The 14261-nt window shown below is 66.9% G+C and carries 15 protein-coding genes; 3 read left to right on the top strand and 12 right to left on the bottom strand.

The genetic code is table 11. The annotated features are described in order from the left end of the window. Positions 1 to 5: 5 nt before the first annotated feature. The gene (locus AZKH_RS08730) at positions 6 to 824 is read left to right on the top strand and encodes a glycosyltransferase family 2 protein (protein WP_015435390.1); all 819 of its coding nucleotides are present in this window, start codon (positions 6 to 8) and stop codon (positions 822 to 824) included. Here the strand turns inward: AZKH_RS08730 and fabG are convergent. The 12 genes from fabG to AZKH_RS08790 all read right to left on the bottom strand — a co-directional run bounded on the left by fabG (position 805) and on the right by AZKH_RS08790 (position 11470). Further along, a complete protein-coding gene (gene fabG / locus AZKH_RS08735; RefSeq protein WP_015435391.1) occupies positions 805 to 1524 on the bottom strand; it encodes a 3-oxoacyl-ACP reductase FabG in 720 nt (239 codons plus the stop codon). The genes AZKH_RS08730 and fabG overlap by 20 nt on opposite strands. Continuing rightward, positions 1521 to 2012 carry a hotdog family protein gene (locus tag AZKH_RS08740; protein WP_015435392.1) on the bottom strand — a complete coding sequence of 164 codons (492 nt, stop codon included), beginning with the start codon at positions 2010 to 2012 and terminating at the stop codon, positions 1521 to 1523. Before AZKH_RS08740 ends, fabG begins: the two co-directional genes overlap by 4 nt. After that, positions 2009 to 2806 carry a beta-ketoacyl synthase chain length factor gene (locus AZKH_RS08745; RefSeq protein ID WP_015435393.1) on the bottom strand — a complete coding sequence of 266 codons (798 nt, stop codon included), beginning with the start codon at positions 2804 to 2806 and terminating at the stop codon, positions 2009 to 2011. Before AZKH_RS08745 ends, AZKH_RS08740 begins: the two co-directional genes overlap by 4 nt. 6 nt (positions 2807 to 2812) lie before the next feature. Continuing rightward, positions 2813 to 4000 carry a beta-ketoacyl-[acyl-carrier-protein] synthase family protein gene (locus AZKH_RS08750; protein ID WP_041656032.1) on the bottom strand — a complete coding sequence of 396 codons (1188 nt, stop codon included), beginning with the start codon at positions 3998 to 4000 and terminating at the stop codon, positions 2813 to 2815. A gap of 131 nt (positions 4001 to 4131) precedes the next feature. Beyond that, entirely contained in the window at positions 4132 to 4932 is an 801-nt protein-coding gene (locus tag AZKH_RS27500; RefSeq protein ID WP_015435395.1) for a polysaccharide deacetylase family protein, read from the bottom strand. Beyond that, the gene (locus AZKH_RS27505; protein ID WP_015435396.1) at positions 4902 to 7289 is read right to left on the bottom strand and encodes an MMPL family transporter; all 2388 of its coding nucleotides are present in this window, start codon (positions 7287 to 7289) and stop codon (positions 4902 to 4904) included. Before AZKH_RS27505 ends, AZKH_RS27500 begins: the two co-directional genes overlap by 31 nt. Beyond that, positions 7286 to 7891 (bottom strand): LolA-related protein, encoded by a 606-nt coding sequence (locus tag AZKH_RS08765; RefSeq protein ID WP_041656033.1) that lies wholly within the window; start codon positions 7889 to 7891, stop codon positions 7286 to 7288. The genes AZKH_RS27505 and AZKH_RS08765 overlap by 4 nt, the downstream gene beginning before the upstream one ends. A gap of 16 nt (positions 7892 to 7907) precedes the next feature. Beyond that, on the bottom strand, positions 7908 to 8855 hold the full coding sequence (locus tag AZKH_RS08770) for a lauroyl/myristoyl acyltransferase (protein ID WP_015435398.1): 948 nt from the start codon (positions 8853 to 8855) through the stop codon (positions 7908 to 7910). Further along, a complete protein-coding gene (locus AZKH_RS08775; RefSeq protein ID WP_015435399.1) occupies positions 8852 to 9154 on the bottom strand; it encodes a 3-hydroxyacyl-ACP dehydratase FabZ family protein in 303 nt (100 codons plus the stop codon). The genes AZKH_RS08770 and AZKH_RS08775 overlap by 4 nt, the downstream gene beginning before the upstream one ends. Further along, on the bottom strand, positions 9151 to 10512 hold the full coding sequence (locus AZKH_RS08780) for an AMP-binding protein (RefSeq protein ID WP_015435400.1): 1362 nt from the start codon (positions 10510 to 10512) through the stop codon (positions 9151 to 9153). Before AZKH_RS08780 ends, AZKH_RS08775 begins: the two co-directional genes overlap by 4 nt. Then, entirely contained in the window at positions 10512 to 11183 is a 672-nt protein-coding gene (locus AZKH_RS08785) for a hypothetical protein (protein ID WP_015435401.1), read from the bottom strand. The genes AZKH_RS08780 and AZKH_RS08785 overlap by 1 nt, the downstream gene beginning before the upstream one ends. Beyond that, entirely contained in the window at positions 11180 to 11470 is a 291-nt protein-coding gene (locus AZKH_RS08790; RefSeq protein WP_015435402.1) for a phosphopantetheine-binding protein, read from the bottom strand. The genes AZKH_RS08785 and AZKH_RS08790 overlap by 4 nt, the downstream gene beginning before the upstream one ends. Positions 11471 to 11658: 188 nt before the next feature. On the opposite strand from AZKH_RS08790, the gene greB reads away from it, so the two are divergent. Together greB and htpG are read left to right on the top strand one after the other, a co-directional pair. Continuing rightward, entirely contained in the window at positions 11659 to 12222 is a 564-nt protein-coding gene (gene greB, locus AZKH_RS08795) for a transcription elongation factor GreB (RefSeq protein ID WP_015435403.1), read from the top strand. Between the two features lie 76 nt (positions 12223 to 12298). Beyond that, positions 12299 to 14233 carry a molecular chaperone HtpG gene (gene htpG, locus AZKH_RS08800; RefSeq protein WP_015435404.1) on the top strand — a complete coding sequence of 645 codons (1935 nt, stop codon included), beginning with the start codon at positions 12299 to 12301 and terminating at the stop codon, positions 14231 to 14233. The last annotated feature ends 28 nt before the right edge of the window (positions 14234 to 14261 follow it).

A 14261-nucleotide genomic window follows, 5' to 3' on the forward strand; every position in this document is an offset into this window, starting at 1 on the left:
ATGTCATGACTCGAGAATCGGCTACCCTACCGAACTTCACTCCGGCCCCAGTGCCCGCGGAGACGTCCGCCGCGACGCATTTGTTGCTGATTCCGAGCTACAACCCCGGCCCGAAGGTCTATGACACCGTTCGTGCCGCACGCCAGCAGTGGATGCCGGTATGGGTCGTCGTCGATGGCAGTACCGACGGTACGACCGAAGGGCTGCGACGGATGGCATCGGGCGATCCCGGCTTGCGCGTCATCGTGCTGCCGGAAAACGGCGGCAAGGGCGCGGCGGTGCTGCACGGCATCGAGCAGGCGGCGGCGCTGGGCTTTACCCACGTATTGACGATGGACTCGGACGGACAGCATCCGTCGGCGCTGATTCCGGAGTTCATGGCGGTGTCGGCGGCGCGGCCGGAAGCGATGATCCTCGGCATGCCGGTCTTCGACGCTAGCGCGCCGTCGGTGCGCGTGCGTGGCCGCAAGGTGTCGAACTGGTGGGCGAACCTGGAGACGCTGTGGACCGGTATCGGTGACTCGCTGTTCGGGTTCCGTGTTTACCCGATCGCGCCCCTGATCCGCGTGATGAAAGGCCACCGCTGGATGCGGCGTTTCGATTTCGATCCCGAAGCGGTCGTGCGCATGGCCTGGGCGGGCGTGCCGCCCGTCAACGTGCCGGCACCCGTGAAGTACTTCCGTCCGGAAGAGGGCGGCGTGTCGCACTTCAACTATCTGCGCGACAACGTACTCCTCACCTGGATGCACACGCGGCTGTTCTGCGGCTTCCTGATCCGGCTGCCTGCGCTGGTGACGCGCCGCCTCAAATCATCCCGCCGTTGATGGAAATCACCTGGCCGGTGATGTAGGCGGCCTGGGGAGAGGCGAGGAATCCTACGAGGTCGGCGACTTCCTCGGGCTGGCCTGCGCGCTTCATCGGAACCATCCGCGAGATTGCGTCGGCGTCGAAGGCGTGTTCGCTCATCGCGGTGTCGATGATTCCCGGCGCAACGACGTTCACCGTGACTCCCCGGCTTGCGACTTCGAGCGACAGCGACTTGCTCGCCGCGTGCAAGGCGCCTTTCGCCGCCGAATAGTTGACCTGGCCGCGGTTGCCGGTGATGGCAGCGATCGAGGAGACGGTGATGATGCGGCCCCAGCGCGTGCGGATCATCGGCAAGGTCAGGGGCTGGGTGACGTTGAAGAATCCGTTCAGCGACACGTCGATCACGCGCTGCCACTGGTCGGGGCGCATGCCGGGAAAAACGGCGTCGTCGTGGATGCCCGCGTTGTTGACGAGGATCTGGATCGGCGCTTCGGCCGTGATCGCGTCCAGCGCGGCAGCGGTCGCGGTGGCATCGGTGACATCGAAGGCGATCGCGGCGGCGCTGCCGCCGGCTTCCCGGATCTCGCTTGCCAGCGCTTCGGCCTTGTCGATGCGGCTGTTGGCGTGGATGAAGACGTGATGACCGTCGTGGGCGAGACGACGGCAGATGGCAGCCCCGATGCCGCCGCTGCCGCCGGTGACGAGGGCGTTTTTCAAGCGGAACTCCCGGTGGCCCGGCTCGCGTCGCCGGTTGCGAGGGCGTCGGCGTCGAGAATGACCGCGGCACGCCCGCTGACGAGTGTGACGCCGGCAGCCGCCACGGTGAAGGTGTAGAGGATCTGGTTGTCGTTGCCGGTCAGGCGTTCGGCGCGGATGTCGAGTGGGGTGGTGACGGTATCGAGGCGATCCACGACGAGCTCGACGCTGCGGACGCTCGCGAGATAGCCGGAGCGCGGCGCGTCGCCCGGCGGCGCGATCAGGGCGCCATGCACGGCCATGGCCTGGGCGGCGTATTCGATCGCGCTCGTTGCCGGCAAACCCCAGTCTTCGCGCAGCGGATTCGCTTCGTCACGGTGGCTCGTGGCGTGGCAGCGAATCGAATCCGGGTTCCATTCGTCGACGCCCGCGAGCAGGCACATGCTGCCTTGGTGAGGAATACGTGCGGCGATCGCTTCGCGGTCCAGCGTTTGAGGGCCGGCGCTCACGTCGAGAACTCCACGGCCATTTGCGCGTGGTCGAGGTAGTCCAGGACGATGCGTCCGGGCGTGTCGTTCGCGATGGCGGCGAGGAGCGGCACGCTGCGGGCGGCGGGGATGGCTCTTCTCAGGCTTTCCAGTTCTGAGTCCGGCAGTGTGGCTGCAGCGTCGGTGGTCAGGGCCGCGGAGAGGCGGCCGATGGGGTGTTCGCCTGGAGTGGGCGCGAGCAGCATCGCGACGCCGAAGGCATCCGGAATCGGGCGCGTAGCGCGCAGGGGATCCGGGTAATCGGCGTCGTAGGCGATCAGCAGGCAAGGCACCTTGTCCACCGCGACCTGCGCGAGCGCTTCCAGCAGGCCGGCCCCGAAACTGCCGTCGTAGGCACAGAGGACGGCGGACGGGGCCGTGGCGCCGGTCGCGATGCTCCAGTAGCCGGCGGCGGCGTTGTGGACGGAATTGTGAAAGCGCGTCGGGGAGATCTGGCGGTCGTCGGAGGCGAGGGTTTCGCAGATCTGGTGGCAGTTGAGTCCGTCGCCGCCCGAGGACGTGAAGACCGTGGCGAGTGCCGAAGCGTCGGTCCCGGCAGCGGTGGTTGCCTGCAGGCCGACCGACAGCGCCAACTTGACGACCTTGACCGCACGGCGGCGTTCGGCCGGCGGCAGTAGATCGGGAGCGGTCAGCACCGTCGGGGCGAAAGTCCAGGATTGCGTTCCACGCAAGACGGCGGCTGTGGTCGGCCAGTCGGGAAGTCCCGGCCCGAGGACGGCAATGCTGTGGATCCAGGCGGAGAGCGGTGCGGTCATGAGTTCTTATCCTGCTCGGCCGAGAATCAGGCTGCAGTTGGTGCCGCCGAATCCGAAGGAGTTGCTTAGGGCTCGGCGCACGGGCTGTTGCCGGGTCGCGAGCAGGTAGTCGAGGCCCGGTTCGGGATCGCGCGTGCCGGCACTGGCGGGCAGGAAGCCGTCGCGCAGGGCGAGGGCCGAGATGACGGCCTCGACCCCACCGGCGGCGCCCAGCGTGTGGCCGGTCGCGCCCTTGGTGGAGCTGCAGGGCGTCCCGGCGCCGAATATCGCCGCGACGGCCTTGCCTTCGGCCGCGTCGTTGCTGGGCGTGGAAGTGCCGTGCAGGTTGATGTAATCGATGTCCGCAGCGGTGAGTCCGGCGGAGGCGAGCGCGGCTTCCATCGCCTGCCGGGCGCCGCGGCCTTCCGGGTGCGGCGAGGACATGTGGTAGGCGTCGCTCGACTCGCCGACCCCCAGCAGCAGGATCGCGTCGTCGGCAAGCGTGGCGGCAGGCCGTTCGAGCAGCGCGAAGGCGGCGGCTTCGCCGATCGAGATGCCGTCGCGATTGCGGTCGAAGGGGCGGCAGGCGTCGGGCGAGGTGAGTTCGAGCGAGTTGAAGCCGTACAGCGTGGTCAGGCACAGCGAATCGACGCCGCCCACGACCGCCGCGTCGATCAGCCCGGCGGCCATCATGCGCGCCGCGGATGCGAACACCTTGGCGCTCGACGAACAGGCCGACGACACCACCACCGCCGGACCGGTCAGGCCGAGCCAGGCCTGTACGAACGCTCCGACCGAGTAAGTGTTGTGCGAGCCGGCGTAGTGGAAGTCCGCGGGCAGAGCGCCCGTGACGGGGTCGCGGCGCCGGTAGGCGAGTTCGGTTTCGAGGATGCCCGCCGTGCTCGTCCCGAGGAAGACGCCGATCCGGTCCTTGCCGTAGCGCTGTGCAGCGTCTTGCACGGCTTGGGCGAAGCCGTCCTGCATGAGGCCGATCTGGGCGAGGCGGTTGTTGCGGCAGTCGAAGGCGGAGAGCCGAGCCGGCAGGACTTCGTCGTCGACGCCCTCGACTTCGCCGATCCAGGTTTGCAGCGCGACCGTTTCGAAGTGGCAGGGCTTCAGCCCCGAGCGACCGGCGAGCAGCGCATCGCGCAATGGCTCGATCCCCCGGCCGAGGCAGGTGGTGGCGGTGTAGCGGGAGATCTGGAAGGGGGTCACGACAAATCGGGAAAGCGAGAAGGGGATGTATTTTAGCAAAATGCGCCGCTCGTCCGATGATGCAGGAACCGGCGTGGTAATCGATTGCCGTCGGCTCACCGGCAATCGCTGGGAATCACCCAGGGCGGCGGTCAGACGCGGGCGGCGCTCAGCGTGACCGGCTTCAGGTCGGCGTCCATACAGGCGGCCAGTAGCCGGGGCAGGACCTGCAGGATCACGGGGGTGCCGTGATCGTCGCGTGCCGCGTTGGCGTCATGGAGCAGCAGGATGTCGCCGGGGCGCAAGCCGTCGAGCAGGCGGGCGGCCACGGACTGGGGATTGCCGTTGCGCGTGTCGTAGGCGCGGCGCGTCCAGGCGGCGAGTTGCAAGTCCAGTCGCGCGAGTGCCGGTTCGAGGAAGGGATTGCGCAGGCCGGCCGGGGCGCGGAAGAAGCGCGGGGTAACCCCGCAGGCGTCTTCGATCGTGCGTTGAGCGGCGGCGATTTCGTTGTGCAGCCAACGGGTGCCGCGCAGCGAGAAGGTTTTCAGGTGGCGCTGGCTGTGGTTTTCGACGGCGTGGCCGCGGGCGATGATCTCGCGGGCGATCGCGGGATGGCGACGGACTGCGTCGCCGATCACGAAGAAAGTCGCCTGGGCGCCGTGGCGATCCAGCAGGTCGAGTACCCGCGGAGTGACCTCCGGATCGGGCCCGTCGTCGATCGTGATGGCGATTTCGCGGCGTGCGGCGGAAGAGTCCGGCAAGCGCGTCCAGTTCGGCCCGAGCAGGCGGCAACGCGGGAGGAGGCCGGCCGCGGTGATGATGCCGTGATTGGCCGCGATCGCCCCGAGCGCCCAGGGCCAGGCCTCGGGGCGGAGCAGGACACCCGCCGCCGCGGCCGCGTGCAGGGCGGCCGAGGCGTGGATCAGCGGCCCGGGTTTCCAGGGGCGGGGCACGAGGGTCTCACGAGGACGGCGGAAAAGATCAGGGCCAGGATGGCGCCCGGGCCGACGGTGCAGCCGAAGGCTTGCAGCACGGGCACCGACGAGAAGGCCAGCACGCCAAACCCGGTGACGGTGGTCAGGTTGGCGAAGAGCAGCGATGCGAGCGTGCGCGGTGCGGGTGTCGAGGCGACGGTGTCGTTGTCGAAGAAGAGTGCGTAGTTGGAGCCGACTGCGACGATCAGCAGCAGTCCGACGAGGTGCAGGATCGTCAGCGATACGCCCGCCGTGACGAGTCCCGCGATGACGACCAGCACGGCGGCCGCGAGCGGCGTCATGACCTGCAGGACGCGCATCGGATGCCGCAAGGCGAATCCCAGCAGCACGATGATCGCGACGAGACCGGCGCACGACAGTATGGCCGCCTCGCGCAGGTAGCCGGAGTAGAGGCGCTCGGATTCGCCCTTCATGTCGATGAATAGCGCATCCGGCGCGGTCCGGGCGAGTGCCGTGCGCACGCGCTCGGCATCGACCGACTGTGCGTGCGGGCCGCTCGTCGGGGCGCGCAGGGGGATCAGCGCGCTCCATCCGCCGTTTTGCGCGATCAGCATGGAGTCGACGGCGAGAGCGAAGCTGGTGCCGGCAAGGGCTTCCTGCGTCAGCAGGGGGCGCGAGCGGGCAGCCTCGACATCGGCGATGAAGGGGGCGAGGCGAGCGGCCGGGAGTGGCAATCCGGCCGTGGCGGGAGCGAGGCGGCGCTCGAGTGTTCCGGCGTCCGGCAGGCTCGCACGGCGCGCAGTTTGGAGGGCCTGGGAAGGCAGGTAGCGGGCGGGGCTCTCGTAGCTGCCGATCGCACCGTCATCGATCAGGCCATCGAGCTGCGCGCCGACCGCTTCCGCGGCCCCGAGCGTGGCGTCCGGGGTCTCCCCCCTGACCACGATCATGTAGCGCACGTCCGGCGCCCCCAGGTCGCTGCGCAATTGCATGTCCAGGGCCTGATCGGCATCCGGAACCGGGCTGAGCGCCGACAACTCGCGGTTCCACACCGTGTCGCGCTGGACCCAGACGATGCCGGCCGCGACCAGCGCGACGACGATCAGCGCGCCGCGCAGGGGATGCGCCGCCTTGACGAGCGCGGCCAGACGTTCGCCGAAGGGCGTGACGTCGCGGATCGCGAAGTCCGACGGGAGCAAGTGCGGCAGGACGAAGCGCGTGCTGAGCGCAGCGGCAATCAGCCCGGCGATCGTGTATAGCCCGAGTTGAGAAAGGCCCGGAAAGCCGGAAAACATCAGCGCCGCGAAGCCGCAGATAGAGGTCATCACGCCGAGGCGGATAGTCGGCCAGAATGCCGGGCGCGCGATCGAGCCGTCTGCTTGGGGCGACGTCTTGTTGTCGGACTGGACGAACAGGTAGATCGCGTAGTCCACGGCTTCGCCGATCAGCGTGGTGCCGAAACCGAGCGTGATGCCGTGCACCGTACCGAATCCCAGGCTGACTGCGACGATGCCCGCCAGTGCTCCCGAAACGACGGGCAGCAGGCCCAACACCAGCGCGGTCGGCGACCGGTAGATGAAGAGCAGCAGGGCGACGATCAGCGAGGTCGAGATGATTGCGAGGCGGCTGACTTCGTCCTGGATGCCTGACCGCGATGCGACCGCGAATACCCCCGGGCCGGTCAGCAGCAACCTGATTTCGGCAGGGCTCTTGCCGGCGTCGGCGACGGCTCGAATGAAAGCCGCGCGCAAGGTCTCGATCGCGGCCTGCTGCCCGTCGAGGTCGGAACCGGAAGCCCGCGTCTGCGCGAGAAGCAGCGCTCGCGAACCATCGCGCGACGCCCAGATGCCGTCGGACGTGGCGGGCCGGCTGCCGCCGTCGAGGCGCTCAAGGAGCTGCATCAGCTCGCCGGTTGGGTCGCGCGGCAGAAGCGACTTGGTCAGCATGCCCACGGGGGAGGCGAGCAGGTCGACCGATTCGGCGATCGCCTCATGCAGCCCGTTTTCGGTGAAACGCTCCGGCGTGACGGCGGGGCTCAGCAGGTAGCGGTTGTCGAACAGCAGCTTCTGGTCGCGTTCCCGATGGACGGCTTCGCCGTTGGAGACGCTTACGAACGCGGGGTCGTTGCGCAAGGCCGTGCCGAGCGCGCGAGACACTGTTGCACGCGTCTCACTGTCGCCCCCTTCGATGCCGACCAGCAGGAGCCGGGACACCATGCCGTCGCGCAGCTGGTCGATCAGCAGGCGCTGTTCGGCGGTCGGTGCGTCCGGCAGGAAGGCCGACAGGTCGGTCGTGAAGCGCGTCTGGACGATGACGGCAATGCTGGCGACGACGAGGCTCAGCCACAGCAGCAGTGCGGCGAGCGGGCGACGCTTCACTGCGTGCCCCCGGCGGCGGCGATCTCCATCACCGACCGGTCGCCATCTGCCTGGCGGATCTCGATCTCGCGCAACAGGCCGCGACTACCCTTGATGTCGATGCGCAGCACGAGCTCGGCCATCCGCGGGTCCCGCGGCAGCAGCGTCAGCGTCCAGTTGTCGGGACTTCCCGCCAGATGGAGCGCGTAAGTGCGCTCGAGCGTTGCGCGGTCGCCCGCCAGCGTCGCGCGGATGCTGTCGACGAAGGCCGCGACTTCACGGTAGTCGGAAAGCTGCACGACATACTGCTTCTTGCCGCGATTGACGGTGACGGTATTGCCTTCGAGCACCAGCGATTCGGGCTTGGGCTTCAGTGTGATCTTCTCGAGGCGGTCCGGTGCGCGAAAGCGCAACTCGCCAGACGATTCCACCGGCTGATCGAGGACCGCGAGGTACTTGCGCTCGACGAAGGTCGCCTGGCCACTGGTCTGGCGACTCAGGGATTGCATCAGGCGATCGACGGTCCAGTCCGGCGAGGCAGCAAAGCCGGCGGCGCAGCCCAGCAGCGACCACGCGGCGAGCAGGCCGAACCACAGCCGACGGGAAAACCGGACGACACTCACATTGCACTCCAAGGGGTCAGCGCGCTTCGCGTGAGCGCGCACTCTGCCAGAAATCGAAGAAATTGAACCAGTTGTACGGGGCACTGCGTGCGTAGTGCTCCAGGCGCCCGACGTAATGCAGCAGCGCGACCCGCTGCATCTCGGAGCGGTTGTCGCGCGTCGCCGTCGAAAAATCCGCGATTTGCTCGAAATGCAGGTCGTAGCGATTGCCGCCGCGGTAGAGTCCGACCATCAGGAACACGGGGCGTTTCATCATCGCCGCCATGCGCCACGGTCCGAGTGGGAAATCGGCTGCCGAGCCGAAGAAGTCGACGGCCGCGGTGCCGTCCTGGTCGAGGCTGCGGTCGGCCAGGATGCCGACCAGCGAACCGTCGTCGAGCCGCTCCTTGACCTGCAGCATCGACTCCAGGCGGCCGAGCGGAATGATGTCCTGATGCGCGGCGGGGTTGATCGCCGCCAACGTCTCATTGACCTTGCGGGCGTTTTCCTCGTACATCACCATCGCGACCCGCGCCCCGAGGCCGTGCCGCCCCAACGTGCGCAGCACCTCGAAGCTGCCCAGGTGAGCACCCATCAGCAGCACGCCTTCGCCGCGTGCAACGCAGGCCCGGATCTCCTCGCCGCCGTGGATGTGGATGTCGAACAGATCGTCCCGGTCGTTCACGAGATAGACCCGATCGTGGATCGTCGAGGCGAAGGTGAAGAAGTGCCGCAGCAGATCGCGAATCGACGGACGGCGGCCGAGTACGCGCTGAAGCCAGTTGCGCGACTCCCGCCGGGCAGTCGGCGAGAAGGCCAGGAAATAGGTCGCGATCAGCCACAGCACGACGCGGGCGGTGCGCCGTCCCAGCCGCAGCGAGATACAGGTCATCAGGCGCAGCGTGGCCTGATTGCTGCGCTCGGGCTTTTGGGCCCATTCGGCCTGCACGCGGCGGGTGGATACGTCGACCGAGGGGCGGCTCATGCTGCCGGAACCTTGAGCGAGCCCGTCGCGACCGCATCCGAGCCGTCGACGATGTCGAAGCGCCACGCGCCCGAGGGCTGCTGCGTGAGCCGGATCACGAGCCGCGTGCCGGGGGCGACGGGGCGGAGGAACTTGGCCGAGGCGATGTCGCAGGGCGGGACCGTTCGTCCGAGGACATCGCCCAGTGCCTTGGCCGCCCAACCGAGAAGCACCACGCCCGGCAGGATGGGGCGCCCGGGGAAGTGGCCGGCGAAGGCGGGATGGTCGGCAGCGACCGTGACCGAGGTCTCGTGGATCATGACCGGTCCGTTCCCCGGCGGCTCTGCGCGATCAGGGTTTCGAGCGCGGCGCGGGGCAGCTTGCCGGTCGCGTTGCGCGGCAGCGCGTCTGCGAAGAGCAGCGGACGCGGCAGGAACAGCGGATCGATCCGCTCGCGCAAGGCATGGAGCAGGCTGGCATGATCGAGCGTCGGCGCGACGACCACCGCCATCAGGCGCGTGACGCCGTCGACTTGTTCATCGTCCGGCATCAGGAAGCACCCGTCGACGACGCCAGGAATCGCGTTGAGCTGGTGGTTGAGGTAGGAGAGCGAACTACGCTTGCCCGCGATATTCACGAGGTCGGCGGAACGGCCATGCAGCAGGAAGCGATCGGCCGACACCGGCTCGATGATGTCGTTGAGGACCGTCGGCGTGTCGATGTGGCCGCCCTGGGCTCGCACCTGGTCGCCCTCTTCGACCAGCGTGACGCCGCGGAAGAGCTGCCATTCGCTCGTCTGCGCCGTACTGCGAGTCGCGAGCTGGCCGGTTTCGGTGCAGCCGTAGATTTCGAGCAGCGGGCATTGCAGTGCTGTCTCGATCTCGGCGGCGAGATTGCCGGACAAGGGGGCGGTCGCCGAAAGGACGAGATCGGCCTTCGGCAATGCGATTCCCGCGCCGAGCAGGGTGCGTAGGTGGAATGGCGTCGATACCAGCGCGCGCGGATGCGGGGACGCCTCCAGCGCGGAGACGATGTCCGCCGGGTAGAAGGGGCGCCCGGCCCACATCGCGCCGCCCCCGAGCATCGCCAGCAACACGGTTGATTCGAAGCCGTACATGTGTTGAGGGGGAACCGTGCCGATCAAGGTGAATCGGTCTTCCGCCCGCAGTGCCAGACGGTCTGCTTCGGCGGCGATGTTGCGAACCAGCGAGCCCCAGGTCTTGCGATGCGGCAGCGGTGTGCCCGTCGAGCCGGAAGTGAAGACGTAGGCGACGCACTGTGCCGGATCGACCAATGGAATCGCGCCGTCGAATTCCGCGGGCGGCAGCTGGGGGTAATGGCACTGCGGCAGCTCGATGTCGCACGGCAGGGTGTCGGTGAGGCAGAACACATCGGGCGCGAAGGCGAGGAGCTGACGGACCGTCTCCGGCGTGTGGGTCGATGGCAGCAGGCTGATCTTGCCGGTCATCACCGAGGCGGCGAGCCCCACGGCGAAGCGGTAGCGGTCGGCGCAGACGTTCAGTACGTGCTTGCCGGCCGGCAGTGCCCGGGCGAGTTGCTCGACGTCGGACAGGAAGCGTGCGACGGAGATACGCTCGTCGCCGCGCCAGGCGAGCGGGGCATTGAGACTGGCGTGGCGCAGCAGCGGCAGGCCTGACGCAACAGACACGGAGTTCATCATTCGAAGGGGGAGGGAATTCGGGACGCTGCAGAGGCCGCCGTGCTGCGCCGATAAGCGCGGATCGCGTCGATGATGTTGCTGCGGTCTTCGGGCAGCAGGCGCTGGCGGACGAGGTATTCCGCAACGAACATGACTCCGACGAGCGGCCAGTTGAGCAGGTTCGCAAACGTCGACCAGACCGTGGCGGGCGCACAGACGAAGAGGATTGCCGAGGTGCCCGTCATCATGCCGAAGAACACCGTCCAGGCGAGCGTTACCTGCCGCGTGTAGCGGGTCGAGGCGGGACTGATTTCTCCGTGGATCATTTCGGCGATGCCGGTGCACAGCGGTTTGCGTCCCGCCGCGAGAGTGCGGCCGAAGCCGATGGCGAGCAGGAGGTTCAGACCGAAGTGCTGCACGAAGAACAGCCAGTCGACGTTGTGCGCGAGCGTCGGCCACAGGGCGGCGAGTGCGGCCGTGGCGGCGGCGAGCAGGGCCAGCAGCACAGGGCGCTGAGGCGAATGCCAGGCGAAGGCCGCGGCGCCCGCGGCGAACGGGCCGATTGCGAGCATCGCCCCCCAGTCCGACGATTCCACCAGCGCGCTGGCGTAATGGGCGGCCACCGCCGACGCGGCGACGATCAGGCCGATGGCGAGCACGCGAGCCGCACGTGCAATGCCGGGGTTCATTTTGTGCGGTGGGCCGCGATGTACTCGGTGAGGCTCCGCAGCGAGCGGAAGATGTTGACGTTGTCCTCGTTGTCGGCGCGCAGCTGGAAGCCGAAGCGCTTGGATACCACCAGCGCCACTTCCAGGATGTCGATCGAATCCAGGCCGAGGCCTTCGCCGAACAGTGGATCGTCGGCGGGAATCGCGGCCGGGGTCAGATCGAGGTTCAGGGCTTCAACGACGAGGCCGGCGACTTCCAGACGCAGGGCATCGAGGTCGGCAGCGGAGAGGTTTGCAGGAACGTTCATGGATCTAGTTTTACGGGCAAACCGGTGAAAACCTTGAATTTTACCCAAATCGACGCTCCCCTGCACACAGAGGTTACATTGACAATGCATCTTCCGGGGAAGGGGTCGATTATCATGCATCAAGACCCGTGAGTTGGAGAGCGTCCCTCACAGCTCGAAACACAAACCTCGGTCAATGGACGGAAGCTGTGAACAAGGCATTTGTTAAGGAAAACGACGGTTCCGACGACGATGACGACATCCCCGTCGCGTCGCGCCTCCCCCCCGGTAGCAAGAACTACATGACGCGTCGTGGCTATGACGCACTGCGCGTCGAGCTCGACCAGCTCGTGCGCATCGAGCGGCCCAAGCTCGTCGAAACCGTCGCTTGGGCGGCGTCGAACGGCGATCGCTCGGAGAATGGTGATTACATCTATGGCAAGAAGCGCCTACGCGAGATCGATCGGCGCATCCGCTTCCTGATCAAGCGCATCGAGAGTGCCGAGGTCGTCGACCCCGAGCGCCAGCAGGGCATGGACCAGGTGTTCTTCGGCGCGACGGTGACGATCCTCGATGTCGAGGACGAGTCGGGTGAAGGCGAGCAGACCTGGCAGATCGTCGGCGTCGACGAGGCCGATGCGACTTCCGGCCGCATCAGCTGGATTTCGCCTCTGGCGCGCGCGCTCCTCAAGGCACGGGAAGGCGACGTCGTGCGCTTCATGAGTCCGGCCGGGCAGCGCGAAATCGAAGTCGTCGAGGTCCGCTACGTCTGAATCGTTCTGCGGGGGTTGAAATTCCGCGGGCCCGCTCCCATTTGAGGGCGGTCTAACCGCACACGGAGTTCAACCCATGACCATCGAGCACGCCGCCGGCGCTCAGACCCTGAATTTCCAGGCCGAGGTGAAGCAGCTGCTTCACCTGATGATCCACTCGCTGTATTCCAACCGCGAGATATTCCTGCGCGAGCTGATTTCGAACGCGTCGGACGCCTGCGACAAACTGCGCTTCGAGGCCCTCGACAAGCCGGAACTCTTCGAAGGTGAGGGTGACCTGGCGATCCGCGTGAGCTTCGACGCCGCGGCAAAGACCGTCACGGTTGCCGACAACGGTATCGGCATGAGCCGCGACGAAGCGATCGCGCACCTCGGCACCATTGCCAAGTCCGGCACCAAGGAGTTCTTCTCGCAGCTCACCGGCGACCAGAAGAAGGACGCGCACCTGATCGGCCAGTTCGGCGTCGGCTTCTACTCGGCCTTCATCGTTGCCGACAAGGTCACCGTCGTGACGCGGCGCGCCGGCCTTTCCGCCGCCGAAGGTGTGAAGTGGGAATGCTCGATGGTCGGCGAGGGCGCCGGCGAATACACCGTCGAAGCGGTCGACAAGGTCGGCCGCGGCACCGAGATCACGCTGCACCTGCGCGAAGGCCAGGAGGATCTCCTCTCCGGCTGGAAGCTGCGCAGCCTGATCCGCAAGTACTCGGACCATATCGTCCAGCCCATCCTGATGAAGAAGGAAGAGTGGGACAAGGACAAGAACGAGCAGGTCACGACCGACGAGGACGAGACCGTCAACCAGGCCAATGCGCTGTGGACGCGCTCGAAGAGCGACATCACCGAAGACGAGTACAAGGCCTTCTACAAGCACGTCGGCCACGATTTTGACGAGCCGCTCGCGTGGAGCCACGCCCGCGTCGAAGGCCGCCACGAGTACACGCAGCTGCTGTACGTCCCGTCGCACGCCCCGTTCGACATGTGGGACCGCAACGCCCGCCACGGCATCAAGCTGTACGTGAAGCGCGTCTTCATCATGGATGACGCCGAGAAGCTGATGCCGATGTATCTGCGCTTCGTGCGCGGCGTCGTCGATTCGAGCGATCTGCCGCTCAACGTTTCGCGCGAAATCCTGCAGGAAAGCAAGGACATCGACACCATCCGAGCCGGCTGCACGAAGAAGGTGCTGGGCATGCTCGAAGATCTCGCGACGAGCGAAGACGCCGCCGAGAAGGAGAAGTACGCGACCTTCTGGAAGGAATTCGGCAAGGTGCTGAAGGAAGGCGTCGGCGAGGACCACGCCAACAAGGAAAAGATCGCGGGCCTGCTGCGCTTCGCCTCGACGCACGCCGACACGCCGGACGAGACCGTGTCGCTCGCCGACTACATCGGCCGCATGAAGGAAGGTCAGGACAAGATCTACTACGTCACCGCCGAAACCTTCAACGCCGCGAAGAACAGCCCGCACCTCGAAATCTTCCGCAAGAAGGGCATCGAAGTGCTGCTGCTCTCCGACCGTGTCGACGAGTGGGTCATCGGCAACCTGACCGAATTCGCCGACAAGCAGCTCGTCTCCGTCGCGAAGGGCGGCCTCGATCTGGGCAGCCTCGAGGATGAAGCAGAGAAGAAGGAAGCCGAGAAGGCCGCCGACGAGTACAAGGAGCTGCTCGAGAAGATGAAAGCGAGCCTCGGCGAGCGCGTCAAGGACGTGCGCGTCACGCACCGCCTGACCGATTCGCCGGCCTGCCTAGTCGCCGACGAGCACGACATGGGGATGAACCTCTCCCGCATCCTGAAGGCCGCCGGCCAGCAGGCACCGGTGTCGAAGCCGATCCTCGAGATCAACCCGAACCACCCGGCCGTGATGCGCCTCAAGTACGAGGAAAAGCAATTCGATGACTGGGCGGCGGTGCTCTTCGACCAGGCGCTGCTCGCCGAAGGCGGCACGCTCGACGACCCGGCGACTTTCGTCAAGCGCATCAACCAGCTGATGATGGCGATGAGCGGCAACTGACCTTCTTCCTCCATCGAACGCAAAACCG

The sequence above is a fragment of the Azoarcus sp. KH32C genome (genome assembly GCF_000349945.1).
Classification (GTDB): Bacteria; Pseudomonadota; Gammaproteobacteria; order Burkholderiales; family Rhodocyclaceae; genus Aromatoleum.